The following is a 15,245-nucleotide window of genomic DNA, read 5'->3' on the forward strand; positions in this document are numbered from 1 at the left end:
ATAATTTCTAATAGACAAATAAATGAAAATCGGGTAGAATATAGAGACGAATATTTTGGGAGATAAGAATGAAAAAAGTTAAGTTTCTATATGATAAAGTAATGGAAATAACCGGACAGGTCGGAAAAGATCATGTAGGTGCCTATGCTGCACAGGCAGCGTATTTCTTTATGCTCAGTATGATTCCGATCATTTTACTGCTGATTACATTGGTACAGTATACACCGGTTACGAAGGCAGATGTTATGACAGCGGTTCTTCAGGTGTTTCCAAAATCCGTAGACAGTCTGATCACATCGATCGTTAATCAGGTTTATAATCAGTCCGGCGGAATCATCTCGCTGACTATTATTGTTGCACTCTGGTCAGCCGGGAAAGGGGTGCTGGCACTGACGACAGGTTTGAACTGTGTCTATGACTGTAAAGAGACACGTAATTATATTATTTTGCGAATACGTGCAACCTTTTATACAGTGGCATTTATAATTGTGATCATTTTTCTACTGGTATTATCGGTGTTCGGTAATACGTTGAATCTGTTTGTAACGGAACACTATCCGGTGATGGAACGCTTGGTGGATCAGATCATGCGGATTCGCGGAATCATCACGCCGGTATTACTGTTTGTATTTACGATGATGATCTATAAATTCCTGCCGAACCACATTGTACAGTTGAGAATCCAGCTGATGGGAGCTGCATTTTCAGCAGTCGGATGGATGATCGTATCCTGGATTTTCTCGGTCTATCTGGATATTTTTAAAGGATTTTCATCAATGTATGGGAGTCTGACAACGATTGTATTGATCATGTTGTGGCTGTATTTTTGTATGTATATCTTACTGCTGGGCGGAGAAGTAAATATGATTTTGCGGGATATGGAGCAGGGGTAGAATTTCTGACTTGACAACTCTGAGCCATATGATACAATAATTAAGTATTATGAGATAAAGGCAATGACCGTGTAAGTAGTGAGCCATTTTCCGATAGAGAGAGGGAATCAACAGGCTGAAAGTTCCCTTGGGTTCAGATGGTAAATGAATTTCCCGCGTGAGCTGTGTTCTTGAAATAACAGTAGAGAACGCCGTATGATGCACGTTACGCAATAATGAGTGTCCGTAAAAGTTTTTACGGGAATCAGGGTGGTACCACGGGTTATATGTCTCGTCCCTTTTGGGGCGGGGCTTTTTTAATACCAAAAAGCATACGCTGATATAAAGATATGCGGAGAAAGGAAGAAAATGATGAAAGAAAGACTGCAGAACATCAAAGATGAAGCATTGAAGGCAATTGAAGCTGCCGATATGCCGGAAAAACTGAATGATGTGCGTGTAAAGTTCCTTGGTAAAAAGGGAGAACTTACCGCTGTATTAAAAGGTATGAAAGACGTTGCACCGGAGGACAGACCGAAGGTCGGACAGATGGTAAACGAGACAAGGGCGGCAATTGAAGCTGTTCTGGAAGAAAATAAAGAAAAGATGGAAAAGGCAATCCGTGCAGAAAAGCTGAAAAAAGAAGTGATCGATGTTACACTTCCGGCTAAGAAAAATTGTGTCGGACACCGTCATCCGAATACAATTGCACTGGAAGAAGTAGAGCGTGTATTTACAGGTATGGGATACGAAGTCGTAGAAGGACCTGAGATCGAGTATGATGAGTACAACTTCCGTAAACTGAACATCCCGGACGGACATCCGGCAAAGGATGAGCAGGACACATTCTATATTAATAAAGACATCGTGCTCAGGACACAGACATCTCCTGTACAGGCACGTATTATGGAGCAGGGCAAGCTTCCAATCTGTATCCTGTCACCGGGACGTGTATTCCGTTCAGACGAAGTAGATGCAACACATTCACCTTCTTTCCATCAGATCGAAGGACTGATCATCGACAAGAATATTTCATTTGCTGACTTAAAGGGAACACTGGAAGTATTTGCAAAAGAATTATTCGGAGAAGACACAAAGACAAAATTTAGACCACATCATTTCCCATTCACAGAGCCAAGTGCCGAGATGGATGTAAGCTGCTTCAAATGCGGTGGAAAAGGATGCCGTTTCTGTAAAGGATCCGGATGGATCGAGATCCTCGGATGTGGTATGGTACATCCACACGTACTGGAAATGTGCGGAATTGATCCGGAAGAATATACAGGATTCGCATTCGGTGTAGGACTGGAACGTATCGCACTTCTGAAGTACGAGATCGATGATATGAGACTGTTATACGAAAATGATATCAGATTCTTAAAACAGTTCTAGCGAGCACAAGTAATAATACGAAAAGGAGATTTATAAATGAATACTTCATTATCATGGATAAAAGCGTATGTTCCGGATCTTGATGTAACAGCTCAGGAATATACAGATGCAATGACTTTGTCTGGTACAAAAGTCGAAGGTTTTGAAAAATTAGATGCGGATCTTGATAAGATCGTGATCGGACAAATTGACAAGATTGAGAAACATCCGGACGCAGATAAGCTGATCATCTGTCAGGTAAATATCGGAACAGAGACGATTCAGATCGTAACAGGTGCTCCGAATGTGAAAGAAGGAGACAAAGTACCGGTTGTATTAGCAGGCGGACGTGTGGCAGGCGGACATGAACCTGGACAGCGCGTAGAAGGCGGGATCAAGATTAAAAAAGGAAAGCTCCGCGGCGTAGAAAGCGATGGTATGATGTGTTCCATCGAAGAACTTGGTTCAAACAGAGAGATGTATCCGGAAGCTCCGGAATACGGAATCTATATCTTCGACGATGATGCCGTTGTAGGCGAGAGTGCGATCAAATCACTTGGCCTCGATGATGTCGTTGTAGAATATGAGATCACATCTAACCGTGTAGATTGCTTCAGTGTTGTAGGTATTGCAAGAGAGGCAGCAGCTACATTTAATAAAGCGTTCTATCCACCTGTTGTCACACCAACAGGAAATGATGAGAATGCAGCAGATTATATCAAAGTAACCGTTAAGAATCCGGAACTTTGCCCAAGATATTGTGCAAGAATCGTAAAGAACATTAAGATCGGACCATCTCCAAAATGGATGCAGAGACGTCTGGCTTCTGTAGGAATCCGCCCGATCAACAACCTGGTTGATATTACAAACTATGTAATGGAAGAATACGGACAGCCAATGCATGCATATGACCTTGATACGATCGAAGGAAAAGAAATTGTAGTGCGTACTGCAGAAAAAGGTGAGAAATTCACAACTCTTGACGGACAGGAAAGAGAGATGGATGAATCTGTACTGATGATCTGTGACGGTAAGAAATCCATCGGTATCGCAGGTATCATGGGTGGAGAAAACTCTATGATCACAGACGATGTTCAGACAATGTTATTCGAAGCAGCTTGCTTTGATGGAACCAACATCCGTAAATCAAGCAAGAAGATCGGACTTCGTACCGATGCCTCCGGTAAATTTGAAAAAGGACTGGATCCGAACAATGCAGAAGCGGCCATCGACCGTGCATGTCAGCTGATCGAAGAACTCGGAGCCGGTGAAGTTGTCGGAGGAATGGTCGATGTATACAGCAAGAAGAAAGAACCTGTAAGAGTACCATTTGATGCAGATAAGATCAATAAACTTCTCGGAACAGACATTTCCAAAGAAGAGATGCTTGGATATTTCAGGAAGATTGATCTGGAATTCGACGAAGAGACAAGCGAAGTCATCGCTCCTACTTTCCGTCATGACTTATTCCGTATTGCTGATCTTGCAGAAGAAGTTGCAAGATTCTATGGATATGATAACATTCCGACCACACTTCCAAGCGGAGAAGCTACAACAGGAAAATTATCATTCAAGTTAAGAGTAGAGCAGGTTGCACGTGATATCGCTGAGTTCTGCGGATTCAGCCAGGGAATGACATATTCATTCGAAAGCCCGAAGGTATTTGACAAGCTTCTAATTCCGGAAGATTCTGATCTTCGTAAGGCTATTCCAATCATGAACCCACTGGGAGAAGATTATAGTATCATGCGTACATCTTCTTTGAATGGTATGCTGACATCACTTGCAACAAACTATAACAGAAGAAATAAAGACGTAAAATTATACGAACTGGCTAACATTTATCTCCCAAAGGCACTTCCACTTACAGAACTGCCGGATGAAAGAGTACAGTTCACACTTGGTATGTATGGCGAAGGCGACTTCTTCACTATGAAGGGTGTCGTAGAAGAGTTCTTCGATAAAGTAGGACTTCATAAGAAAGAAAAATACGATCCGAATGCAGGAAAATCATTCCTTCACCCGGGACGTCAGGCAAACATCATTTATGATGGTGTAGTAGTCGGATATCTTGGAGAAGTACATCCGGAAGTTGCAGATAACTATGGAATCGGAACAAGAGCCTACATTGCAGTAATCGATATGCCAGAGATCGTAGCAAGAGCAACATTTGATCGTAAATATACAGGAATTGCAAAATTCCCTGCAGTGACACGTGACATCAGTATGGTAATGCCAAAAGAGATTTTGGTAGGACAGATTGAAGATGTGATCGAAAGCAAGGGCGGTGAATATCTGGAAAGCTATTCACTGTTCGATATTTACGAAGGTGCTCAGATTAAAACAGGATTCAAATCTGTTGCATATTCTATCGTATTCCGTGCAAAGGATAAGACTCTGGAAGATGCAGATGTATCTGCAGCTATGGACCGTATCTTAAAGGCACTCGAGGGTATGGGAATCGAACTTCGTAAATAAAAAAACATTCATTCATATCAGATAAAAGCTCGGTAAAAAGAGCAAGAGGATTACGTATGAAGAAAAAACAGATCATAGGTCTGGTAGTAGCGGCAGCACTGTTCGTTGGAGTCAGTGCTGCCAGCGTATTTACCAATACAATTTCAAAAAATCTGCTTCAGAACAGTGCAGATGATATAATTAATCTCGGAGGTTCGTATCAGTTTAATCCACCGTCTGAAGATTATATTGCAATCGTAAGAGTAGAAGGTACGATCCAGGAACAGAGTGGAAGCAGTACACTGGAGGCATCCAGTGGATATCAGCATGATTCAACGATGAATTATATCGATGAATTGATGGATGATTCTAACAATAAAGGAATTCTTCTGTATGTAGATTCTCCGGGAGGAACTGTCTATGAATCCGAAGAACTGTATCAGAAACTGAAAGAATATAAAGAGACAACAAAACGTCCGATCTGGGATTATATGGCACATTATGCGGCATCCGGTGGATATATGGTGTCTATGGCATCGGATAAAATCTATGCAAATTCGAATACAACGACCGGTTCCATCGGTGTGATCATGTCAGGATATGATATGTCCGGGCTGTATAAAAAGCTTGGAATCCGTTATGTAAGTATCACGAGCGGAAAGAATAAGGACAGCAGCAAATTTACGGACGAGCAGATTGCTATTTATCAGGATCAGATCAATGAAGCTTATGAGAAATTCGTGAATATCGTGGCAGACGGCCGTGATATGTCAGTGGAGGATGTAAAGAAACTGGCAGACGGAAGAACTTATACTGCAAAGCAGGCGAAGAACAACGGTCTGATCGATGAGATCAGTCTGTATCCGGATATGAAAGATGCAATGAGCAAAAAACTTGGAACATCTACATTTTATGAGATGGAATCAGATGAAGGACTTTTGCAGTCGCTGTTTTCCAAAGCAGAATCATTAGTTCCGAAGTCAGAAGCGCAGGTTCTGACGGAAACCGCCAAAAGTGTAGAAAGCGGGGTGCCGATGTACTATGCAGAACAGTTACGATAATCAGGAGAAGTTAGCCAGACAGAACAGTTGCTGTGCCAGTGGGAATCTGGAGTATGCAGGGTTCTGGGTGCGGATGGCGGCTTATATGATCGACAGTGTGGTAGTATTTGCAGGCCTCCTGATCGTGCGGCTGATATTTGCAGGTATCTCACTGGCTGGCGGTGGTGCGATAACGGGAACGGATATCCTGTTTCATTATTCGTTGAAAGATATCATACTGTATGCTCTGAAAGTGTTATATTTTATTGCATTTACCTATCTGACAGGAACGACACTTGGAAAGAAAGCGATGAATCTCCGGGTAGTTTCAAAAAATCCGGAAGAGAAGCTGACACTGTTCAATGTGGTGTACCGCGAGACGGTTGGAAGATTCTTATGTAGCCTTCCGGTGAATATCGGTTATATTGTTGCAGGAATTGATTCGGAAAAACGTGGATTTCATGACCTGCTTTGTGACACCAGAGTGGTCTATCAGAAGAAGATAAAAGCATGGATGGCGCAACCGGGAACAGTTGTACCAGAATGTGAAAAGCCAAATGTAGAAGAGCAGAAACAGCAGACATCAGAGGGTGAGCTGTCAAAAACGCAGGAAAATGTCCAAATGAAAGAGTCTGGGATACGGGAATTGAAAAAAACAGAAAATACACAGAGTTCTGTAGTTGAGAAACTGGGAAAACCAGTGTATAATGGCTATCGTCTGGTAGAAAATAAATCAGAAAAAGAAATAGCTTCAAATGCAACTGTAAATGAAAACATATCAGAAAAAGATACGTAAAGAATAAAAGGGAAAGGAATTCATAATTATGAAACGTCAGGATTTTTATTATGAATTGCCGGAAGAACTGATTGCACAGGATCCGCTTGAGGATCGTTCGAGCTCCAGACTTCTTGTCCTTGACAAGGAGACCGGGGCTTTTTCCCATCATGTATTTAAAGAAATCACAGAGTATCTGCATGAGGGAGACTGTCTGGTAATCAATGATACAAAGGTTATTCCGGCAAGACTGATTGGTTCCAAAGTAGAGACCAATGCCAAAATCGAAGTATTATTATTGAAGAGAAAAGAAAACAACGTATGGGAGACGCTGGTAAAACCAGGTAAGAAAGCAAAAGTCGGAGCAAAGATTAGTTTCGGTGATGGCCTTCTGATGGGAGAAGTCATTGATGTGGTAGAAGAAGGAAACCGTCTGATCAAATTCGATTTCGACGGAATTTTTGAAGAAATCTTAGACCAGCTTGGCCAGATGCCGCTGCCTCCATATATCACACACCAGCTGGAGGATAAGAACCGTTACCAGACGGTATATGCAACTCACACAGGTTCGGCAGCAGCACCGACGGCAGGACTGCATTTTACACCGGAACTTCTGGAAGAGATTAAGGCAAAAGGTGTGGATATTGCGAGAGTTACACTTCATGTGGGGCTTGGAACATTCCGTCCGGTAAAAGTGGATGAGATTACCGAGCATCATATGCATTCGGAATTCTTCATGATCGATGAAGAAGCGGCTGAGAAGATCAATCGTGCAAAAGAGACGGGACACCGTGTTATCTGCGTCGGAACGACAAGCTGCAGAACGGTAGAATCGGCAGCAGATGAGAATGGACAGCTGGAAGCGAAGAGTGGATGGACACAGATATTCATCTATCCGGGCTATAAATTCAAAGTACTGGATTGTCTGATCACGAACTTCCATCTTCCAGAATCTACATTAATCATGCTGGTATCTGCGCTTGCAGGACGGGAGCACGTGCTTGCGGCTTATGAAGAGGCTGTGAAGGAGAGGTACCGGTTCTTTTCATTTGGGGATGCGATGTTTATTCAGTAGAGTTGCTATTTAATGCATTAAGCGGTTGATACCCGGCCGGACAATCGTACTTCATGAGATGCCGGATGACTTCAAGACCCAGCCGTCCGGAGATTCGGGAATGAAGATTGCATGCGGTGAAATCAAAGCATGGGAACAAGAATGTAAGAACAAAAATGGTAACGAATAAGTGGAGAACCGTCATACAGATAATTTGACATGTAAGTATGAAAACGCTAAAATTGGTGGAGGAATGTAGAAAACTGCAGTCCTCCATTTTTGCGTCAGGGGATATTAAAAAAACCAAAACCTCGCTCCCTGATGGAAAGGAGTCCATATGCCGAAAAAAGAATTAGCAAAAGGGTATACAACCGGAACCTGTGCACAGGCTGCAACGAGGGCAGCAATGCAGATGCTTTTTACAGGTGAAAAAGTAGAGCAGGTGTCGGTAGAACTGCCGCAGGGAGAAAAGCTGCAGTTGGATATCACGGATATACAGAGAAAATATACAGACAGGGAATTGCCGGATATGGTATCCTGTGCGGTCAAAAAAAACAGCGGAGATGATCCGGATATCACGAATGGAGTACTGGTTTACAGTCAGGTAAGGCTTTCTGAAACAGGACAGATTCATATTGATGGCGGGATCGGGGTAGGAAGAGTGACCAGGCCCGGACTGAATCAGCCGGTGGGAGAAGCCGCAATTAACCGTGTGCCAAGGCAGATGATAAGAAAAGAAGTAGAAGAAGCCTGTGAAGAGGTTGGCTATACCGGTGGAATTGATGTAGAGATTTCGATTCCGGAAGGGACAAGACTGGCAAAAGAAACATTTAATCCAAGACTTGGAATAGAAGGAGGACTTTCAATACTTGGGACAACCGGTATTGTGAATCCGATGAGTGAACAGGCGCTGATCGATACCATTGAAGTAGAGATGAAGGTATGCCTTGCGGAAAAGTACAGGTATCTGATCATTGCACCGGGTAATTACGGATTGGATTTTCTGAAAGAACAGTATAGTATAGAAGAAAATGATGTGGTAAAATGTAGTAACTATATTGGTCAGGCCATAGATATGGCGGTAGAACAGGATTGTAAAGGTGTCCTGCTGGTCGGACATATCGGGAAACTGATCAAGGTATCCGGCGGAATCATGAATACCCATTCCAGATGGGCAGACTGTCGGATGGATTTATTCGCCACGGCCGCATTGAGAGCGGGAATTGCCGGAGAGAAGGCAGTCGAATTTCTCGACTGTGTGACGACGGATGATGCATTGGAGAAATGCAGCGAGGAAGAACGAACACGCATTATGGAAAAAATCATGATGCGTATGGAGGAATATCTGAACTACCGGGGGAAAGGAGAGATACAGGTGGGAGCGGTCACGTTTTCCAATGTATACGGAATCCTTGGAAAGACAGAAAAAGCAGAAGAACTGATAGAAAGATTCAGAAAAGAACGACATATACAATAGATACCAGAGTATGCAGGAGAAGTTGCTGGTGGCAGGTTCTTTGCAGGACAGGAAGGAGTCGGAAAATGATACATTTTGTGGGAGCAGGTCCGGGAGCCGAAGATCTGATCACGGTCCGTGGACAGCGTTATCTGGAGCAGGCTGATGTGGTGATCTATGCGGGATCACTGGTGAATCCGGGGCTGTTAAAGAGTACAAAGGAGACATGCGAGATATATAACAGTGCGAAGATGACACTGGAAGAAGTTCTGGAAGTGATGGAACAGGCAGAACGGGAACAGAAGATGACGGTTCGGCTGCATACAGGTGATCCGTGTCTGTACGGTGCAATCCGGGAACAGATGGATCATCTGGATGAACTGGGAATTGCGTATGATTCCTGCCCGGGTGTCAGTTCCTTCTGCGGGGCAGCAGCGGCACTGAATCTGGAATATACACTTCCGGAGGTGTCACAGAGTGTTGTCATCACACGTATGGAAGGAAGAACACCGGTTCCGGCGAAGGAAAAGGTTGCAGCGTTTGCAAGTCATAATGCGACGATGGTACTTTTCTTAAGTACAGGACTTCTGGAAAAGCTGGAAGGCCAGTTGATAGAAGGCGGTTATAAAGAAGATACGCCGGCAGCAATTGTATACAAGGCAACATGGCCGGAGGAAGAAAGTTACATCTGTACTGTCAGTACACTGGCAGAGACTGCGAAAGCACATGGAATTACAAAGACAGCATTGATCATCGTTGGGGATGTGGTGACACATCATGCGTATGAACGTTCGAAACTGTATGATCCGGAATTCACCACCGAGTTCCGTCAGGGAGTAAAATAAGATGAAGATTGCAATGATCAGTTTTACCGGAAATGGAAGAAGACTGGAGAGATCTTTAGCACATGAACTGGAAAAAGAAGGACACCAGGTGCTGCAGGCGGTAAAATGCAAAGAACTGGAATCGGACAAGGATGCGGTAAAATGCAGTGCCAGAGAATGGACAGGTGAACAGTTCCGGACGCGGGATGTACTGATCTTTATTGGAGCAGTACAGATTGCCGTGCGCTTGATCGCATCTTTTATAGGATCAAAGACAACAGATCCGGCGGTACTGGTACTGGATGAGAAAGGACAATATTGTATCCCGATCCTGTCCGGGCACATTGGCGGAGCAAATGAGATGGCTGAAAGAATTGCAGAGATGGCAGGAGCACTGCCTGTGATCACAACAGCTACAGATATCCGGGGAAAATGGGCAATAGATGTATTTGCCAGAAAGAATCATCTTTATATAGAAGATATGCAGAAGGCAAAGCAAATTTCGGCAAAGATTCTGGAAGGAAAGACAGTCGTGGCCGCGATTGAGAGCGGAAGAGATTCGATAGAGGGTACTGTGCCGGAAGAAGTGAAGATCGTACCGGAAACCTATGAGAATCCAGATATCTATATCGGGATATATGAACGAAAATTAAGCAGTCATGTATTAAGGCTGATACCACAACGGATCACGGTGGGAATCGGCTGCAGACGGGGGATATCCGCAGAGCAGATAGAACAGCTGGTGGATAAGATACTGAAAGAATCACATATTAATAAGAAAAGTATTGGCAGGATCGCAAGCATTGATCTAAAAAAAGACGAAGAGGGATTGCTTACATTTTGCAACAAATATAACATAGAGCCGGAATTTTATCCGGCAGAAGAATTAAAAAAAGTAGAAGGAGAATTCAGTGTTTCTACATTTGTAAAAAAGGTTACCGGAGTGGATAATGTATGTGAAAGAAGTGCTGTATATACAGGTGGTACACTGCGGATCAGAAAACAGGCAGAAAATGGTGTGACAGCAGCATTTGCCTGGGATAATTGGAGGGTGAAGTTTGAATAAGGTATATGTGATAGGAATGGGACCGGGGGCATATGAACAGATGACGGTGAAAGCAGTCCGGACGCTGGAAAAATGTGATGTGATCGTCGGATATACCGTATATATCGAATTATTAAAAGAATATTTTCCGGATAAGAGATATCTGACAACGTCCATGAGACAGGAGGCAGCACGGTGCAGGATGGCATTCGAAGAGGCAGCAAAAGGAGCTGTAACGGCAATGGTATGCAGCGGAGATGCCGGGATATACGGAATGGCAGGACTGATGTATGAAATCGGTGAGGAATATCCGGAAGTCGCGATCGAAGTAATCCCGGGAGTGACAGCGGCACTGGGAGGTTCTGCGGTACTTGGAGCAGCAGTCGGACATGATGTCAGTCTGATCAGTTTAAGTGATCTTCTGACACCGTGGGAATTGATCGAAGAAAGGCTTCGCTGTGCGGCAAAAGCTGATTTTGTGATCTGCCTTTATAATCCGTCCAGCAGGAAACGCAGTACCTATCTTGCAAAAGCATGTGAGATCATGCTGGAATATAAGGCGGAAGATACCGTCTGCGGAATAGTGAAAAACATTGCCCGCGAGGGAGAAACGATGCAGACACTGACACTGAAAGAATTAAAAGAGACAACAGTAGATATGTTCTCTACTGTATTTATCGGAAATAAACAGACAAAAGTAATTCGGGAAAAAATGGTTACACCAAGGGGATATCGTATATGAAAGACAAAAAGATTCTATTATATGCAGGGACAACAGAAGGAAGAAAATTAGCATCTTATCTCGGAAGAAGAGGCGTAAGACTGCACGTCTGTGTGGCAACCGCTTATGGGGAGAGTCTGCTTCCGGAAGAGAAGAATATAACGGTGACACACGACCGGATGGACAGTGGGCAGATGGGCGAGTTTATGAGGGTGTTTGAGCCGGATTATGTGATCGATGCAACGCATCCATATGCCAAAGAAGTGACCAAAAACTTGAAAAGTGCCTGCGAGGTTATGCAGGTTCCGTATTTAAGACTGGTCAGGGGAAGTGAAGAGACCAAAGAAAGCATCTGTGTGGAAAATATGGATGAAGCGATAAAGTATCTGGAAAAAACAGAAGGAAATATTCTGGTAACAACAGGAAGCAAGGAGCTGGAATCCTATACAAGACTGACGGATTACGAAAGCCGGGTATATGCGCGCGTTCTGTCTATTGGCCAGGTGGCAGTTAATTGTGAAGAACTTGGATTCTCCGGACGTCATCTCATCTGTATGCAGGGACCGTTTTCTACGGAAATGAATCGTGCCATGTTAAAGGAATATGATATTGCTTATATGGTAACGAAAGAATCAGGACTTGCAGGCGGATACCCGCAGAAATGTCAGGCTGCACTAGAAGCCGGTGTGAAAATGGTTGTGATCGGAAGGCCGGAAGAAGAAGAGGGAATGAATTTTGAAGAAATGTCCAAATTCCTTCAGAAAGAACTGGAACTGGATAATCACTGGAAAGTTACACTGGTGGGAATCGGTGCAGGTGCCAGAGACCAGGTTACACTGGAAGCAAAAAGATGCTGTCAGGAAGCAGAACTTCTGATCGGAGCAGGCAGGATGATCGAGGCAGTGGCAGAAGTCGGACAGACCATATATGAAGCATACCGCCCGGATGAGATCATTTCTTATATCAAAGAAAATCCGGAATATGAAAATGTAACGATTGCGTTGTCCGGTGATACAGGATTTTACAGCGGTGCGAAGAAGATTCTGGAATTGACGAAAGATGACCCACAGATTGAGACAAAAGTGGTGCCTGGAGTATCATCCATCATATATTTTGCATCAAAGCTTGGCGTAACATGGGAGGATGCGGCACTAGTAAGCCTGCATGGAAGAAAAGAAAATCTGATGGCGGTCATTAAGGAGAATAAAAAGGTATTCGCCCTTGTAAGTAATGCAGAAGAGATCCGTCAGATCCTGACAAAAATGACGGAATATGGAATGGGCGAAGTAACAGTCAGGATCGGGACAGAACTTTCTTATAAGAATGAAGAGATTCAGACAGGAACAGCAAGATCACTGCTTCATTACAAAGGAGAGAATCTGGCGGTCCTTTATATTGAAAATGAATCCGGCGGCGAAAGCCCGGTGATTCCGGCAATTCCGGATGATACATTTGTACGTGGCGATGTACCGATGACCAAGGAAGAAGTAAGAAGCATTTCGATTGCTAAACTTAAGATTAAGAAGGATGCAGTTGTATATGATGTCGGAGCAGGAACAGGCTCTATTTCCGTAGAGGCCGCCATGGTTGCAACGCAAGGTAACGTCTATGCAATCGAACAGAAAGTGGAGGCGCAGGAACTGATCCGTGAAAATGCAAGGCGGATGCACGTGGATAATCTGCATGTGATAGAAGGTATGGCGCCGGAGGCACTGGAAGAACTGCCGGCACCTGATTGCGTATTTATCGGGGGCAGTAAAGGAAAGTTGTATGAAATCCTGGATGCTATCCGGAAGAAGAACCCATTTGTACGGGTGGTGCTCAATGCAATCTCACTCGAGACGATGATGCAGGTGTTAAAATATACGGAAGAGAATGAGATAGAAGAGGCGGAAGTCATTCAGGTAGCGGTAAGCCGTGCGAAAAAAGTGGGCAGTTATCATATGATGAATGGACAGAATCCGATCTATGTGATCAGCTTTACGAGCAGACCGGCAAAAAAGGAAGCAGATCCGGAAAATGAAGACGATTTCGTTCTGGAAGAAATCAATCTGGACGAGGTGGAACCGGAAGATATGACCGGAGATATTGTGGAGGATATTACGAAAGTGATCTCTTTAGGGGATCTGACACCGGAGAAAATCCGGGAAGAAATGGAGGAATCTGAGTAATGAAACTTCCTAGAATTCTGATTACTGCGATGAGAAGTGGCGCAGGTAAAACCATGCTGACCTGCGGAATATTGAAAGCAATGAAGATGCAGGAGATAAATCCTGCGTCTTTTAAGTGCGGGCCGGATTACATTGATCCAATGTTCCACAAGACTGTGATCGGCATCAGCAGCTATAATCTGGATTCCTTTTTGTGTGGAGAAAATGGAGTCAGAGAGATCCTGAAAAAAAATGGTGCCGGAGCAGATATTTCCGTAATGGAAGGTGTTATGGGATACTATGATGGGATCGCAGGGATCTCTTCAGAGGCGAGTGCTTATGACATTGCCAGAATTACCGATACCCCGGCTGTGATGATCCTGGACTGTAAAGGACTAAGCGTGTCTGCAGTGCCGTGTATCCAGGGGTTTTTGCATTATAAAGAAGACAGCCGTATCAAAGGCGTAATTCTGAACCGTTTGTCTCCGATGATGTATGGAAGAATGAAAGAGATGATCGAGGTGCAGACAGGAATCAAAGTCTACGGCTATATTCCGGTTATGAAAGATTGTGCACTGGAGAGCCGTTATCTGGGACTGAAGCTTCCAAAAGAACGAAAAGATACGGAAGACAAACTCACAAGACTGGGAGAACAGATTCTGAAAAGTGTAGATATCGCAGGCCTTCTGGAACTGGCAGAAAATGCACCGGAGCTGCAAGAAAAGAAAACGCAAGGATATACATCAGAAATGGTAGAAAATTTGGCAGAAAATGCACAGTATAGTACAGAATCGGTTAGAACAAAAGATACGGTACGGATCGGGATTGCAAGTGACGATGCATTCTGTTTTTTCTATCAGGATAATCTGGAACTGCTGCAGGAGATGGGAGCGGAACTGATTCCTTTTTCTCCTCTTTACGATAAGCAGATTCCGGAAAATCTGTCGGGACTTTTGTTCTATGGCGGTTATCCGGAACTATATGCAGAAGAACTAAGTAAAAATGAGTCAATGAAGACGAGTATTAAAAAAGCATTGAACGGCGGAATGCCATGTATCGCGGAGTGTGGAGGATTCATGTACCTGCAGGAATATATCAGAGATGAAAGCGGCACAGAATTTCCAATGGTTGGATTTTTAGAAGGGAAAAGTTATCCGACAGGTTCCTTAAAGCGATTCGGCTATGTTACCCTGACAGGGGGAAGAATATTCGGTAAAGAAGCAGGAGGTATCCCGGCACATGAATTTCATTATTATGATTCAGAAGTATGCGGGGAAGCATTTTTGGCGGAAAAACCAATGTCAAACCGTTCGTGGAAATGCATGATCAGTACCGATACGGTACTGGCAGGATATCCGCATATTCATTATTATGGAAATGAAAAGATTCCGGAGAACTTTCTGGAACAATGCAGAAGATGCAGGGAACAAGAGAAAAGAGCTAGGGAAAGAGATAGAACATAGAGAACAGAGAGGATAAA

12 protein-coding genes, 1 pseudogene and 1 other annotated feature are annotated in these 15,245 nt (G+C 43.8%); all 13 genes and pseudogenes read left to right on the plus strand.

Translation table 11 applies throughout. From position 1 onward, the window contains the following. Window positions 1-68 precede the first annotated feature (68 nt). Window positions 69-893 (plus strand): YihY/virulence factor BrkB family protein, encoded by an 825-nt coding sequence (locus GT508_RS04625; protein WP_055281327.1) that lies wholly within the window; start codon window positions 69-71, stop codon window positions 891-893. Between the two features lie 54 nt (window positions 894-947). Further along, window positions 948-1,175, plus strand: a binding site (T-box leader). Window positions 1,176-1,244: 69 nt separating this feature from the next. Next, window positions 1,245-2,264, plus strand: a complete 1,020-nt coding sequence (gene pheS / locus GT508_RS04630; protein ID WP_028086877.1) for a phenylalanine--tRNA ligase subunit alpha — start codon at window positions 1,245-1,247, stop codon at window positions 2,262-2,264. 36 nt (window positions 2,265-2,300) lie between these two features. Beyond that, on the plus strand, window positions 2,301-4,721 hold the full coding sequence (gene pheT / locus GT508_RS04635) for a phenylalanine--tRNA ligase subunit beta (RefSeq protein ID WP_161143670.1): 2,421 nt from the start codon (window positions 2,301-2,303) through the stop codon (window positions 4,719-4,721). A 56-nt stretch (window positions 4,722-4,777) separates the two neighbouring features. Then, window positions 4,778-5,761 carry a signal peptide peptidase SppA gene (sppA, locus tag GT508_RS04640; protein WP_055281331.1) on the plus strand — a complete coding sequence of 328 codons (984 nt, stop codon included), beginning with the start codon at window positions 4,778-4,780 and terminating at the stop codon, window positions 5,759-5,761. Continuing rightward, window positions 5,742-6,536, plus strand: coding sequence for an RDD family protein (locus GT508_RS04645; RefSeq protein ID WP_055281333.1), 795 nt, complete (start codon window positions 5,742-5,744; stop codon window positions 6,534-6,536). Before sppA ends, GT508_RS04645 begins: the two co-directional genes overlap by 20 nt. Window positions 6,537-6,564: 28 nt before the next feature. Further along, on the plus strand, window positions 6,565-7,590 hold the full coding sequence (gene queA, locus GT508_RS04650; protein WP_161143671.1) for a tRNA preQ1(34) S-adenosylmethionine ribosyltransferase-isomerase QueA: 1,026 nt from the start codon (window positions 6,565-6,567) through the stop codon (window positions 7,588-7,590). Window positions 7,591-7,618: 28 nt separating this feature from the next. Next, a pseudogene (locus tag GT508_RS04655) lies at window positions 7,619-7,759 on the plus strand (superoxide dismutase family protein); the annotation flags it as partial. Between the two features lie 147 nt (window positions 7,760-7,906). Continuing rightward, window positions 7,907-9,046 carry a cobalt-precorrin-5B (C(1))-methyltransferase CbiD gene (gene cbiD / locus GT508_RS04660; RefSeq protein WP_161143672.1) on the plus strand — a complete coding sequence of 380 codons (1,140 nt, stop codon included), beginning with the start codon at window positions 7,907-7,909 and terminating at the stop codon, window positions 9,044-9,046. A 65-nt stretch (window positions 9,047-9,111) separates the two neighbouring features. Beyond that, window positions 9,112-9,870, plus strand: coding sequence for a precorrin-4 C(11)-methyltransferase (gene cobM, locus GT508_RS04665; RefSeq protein ID WP_028088208.1), 759 nt, complete (start codon window positions 9,112-9,114; stop codon window positions 9,868-9,870). A gap of 1 nt (window position 9,871) precedes the next feature. Beyond that, complete coding sequence (locus tag GT508_RS04670; protein WP_118224898.1) at window positions 9,872-10,915, plus strand: cobalt-precorrin 5A hydrolase; 1,044 nt, start codon at window positions 9,872-9,874, stop codon at window positions 10,913-10,915. After that, window positions 10,908-11,636: a precorrin-3B C(17)-methyltransferase gene (cobJ, locus tag GT508_RS04675; RefSeq protein WP_022416227.1), complete on the plus strand. Its 729-nt coding sequence runs from the start codon at window positions 10,908-10,910 to the stop codon at window positions 11,634-11,636. Before GT508_RS04670 ends, cobJ begins: the two co-directional genes overlap by 8 nt. Continuing rightward, window positions 11,633-13,786, plus strand: a complete 2,154-nt coding sequence (gene cobK / locus GT508_RS04680) for a precorrin-6A reductase (protein WP_161143673.1) — start codon at window positions 11,633-11,635, stop codon at window positions 13,784-13,786. Before cobJ ends, cobK begins: the two co-directional genes overlap by 4 nt. After that, complete coding sequence (locus GT508_RS04685; protein ID WP_161143674.1) at window positions 13,786-15,228, plus strand: cobyrinate a,c-diamide synthase; 1,443 nt, start codon at window positions 13,786-13,788, stop codon at window positions 15,226-15,228. The genes cobK and GT508_RS04685 overlap by 1 nt, the downstream gene beginning before the upstream one ends. The last annotated feature ends 17 nt before the right edge of the window (window positions 15,229-15,245 follow it).

This window comes from Dorea sp. BIOML-A1 (genome assembly GCF_009875615.1).
GTDB classification, from domain to species: Bacteria; Bacillota; Clostridia; order Lachnospirales; family Lachnospiraceae; genus Dorea_A; species Dorea_A amylophila.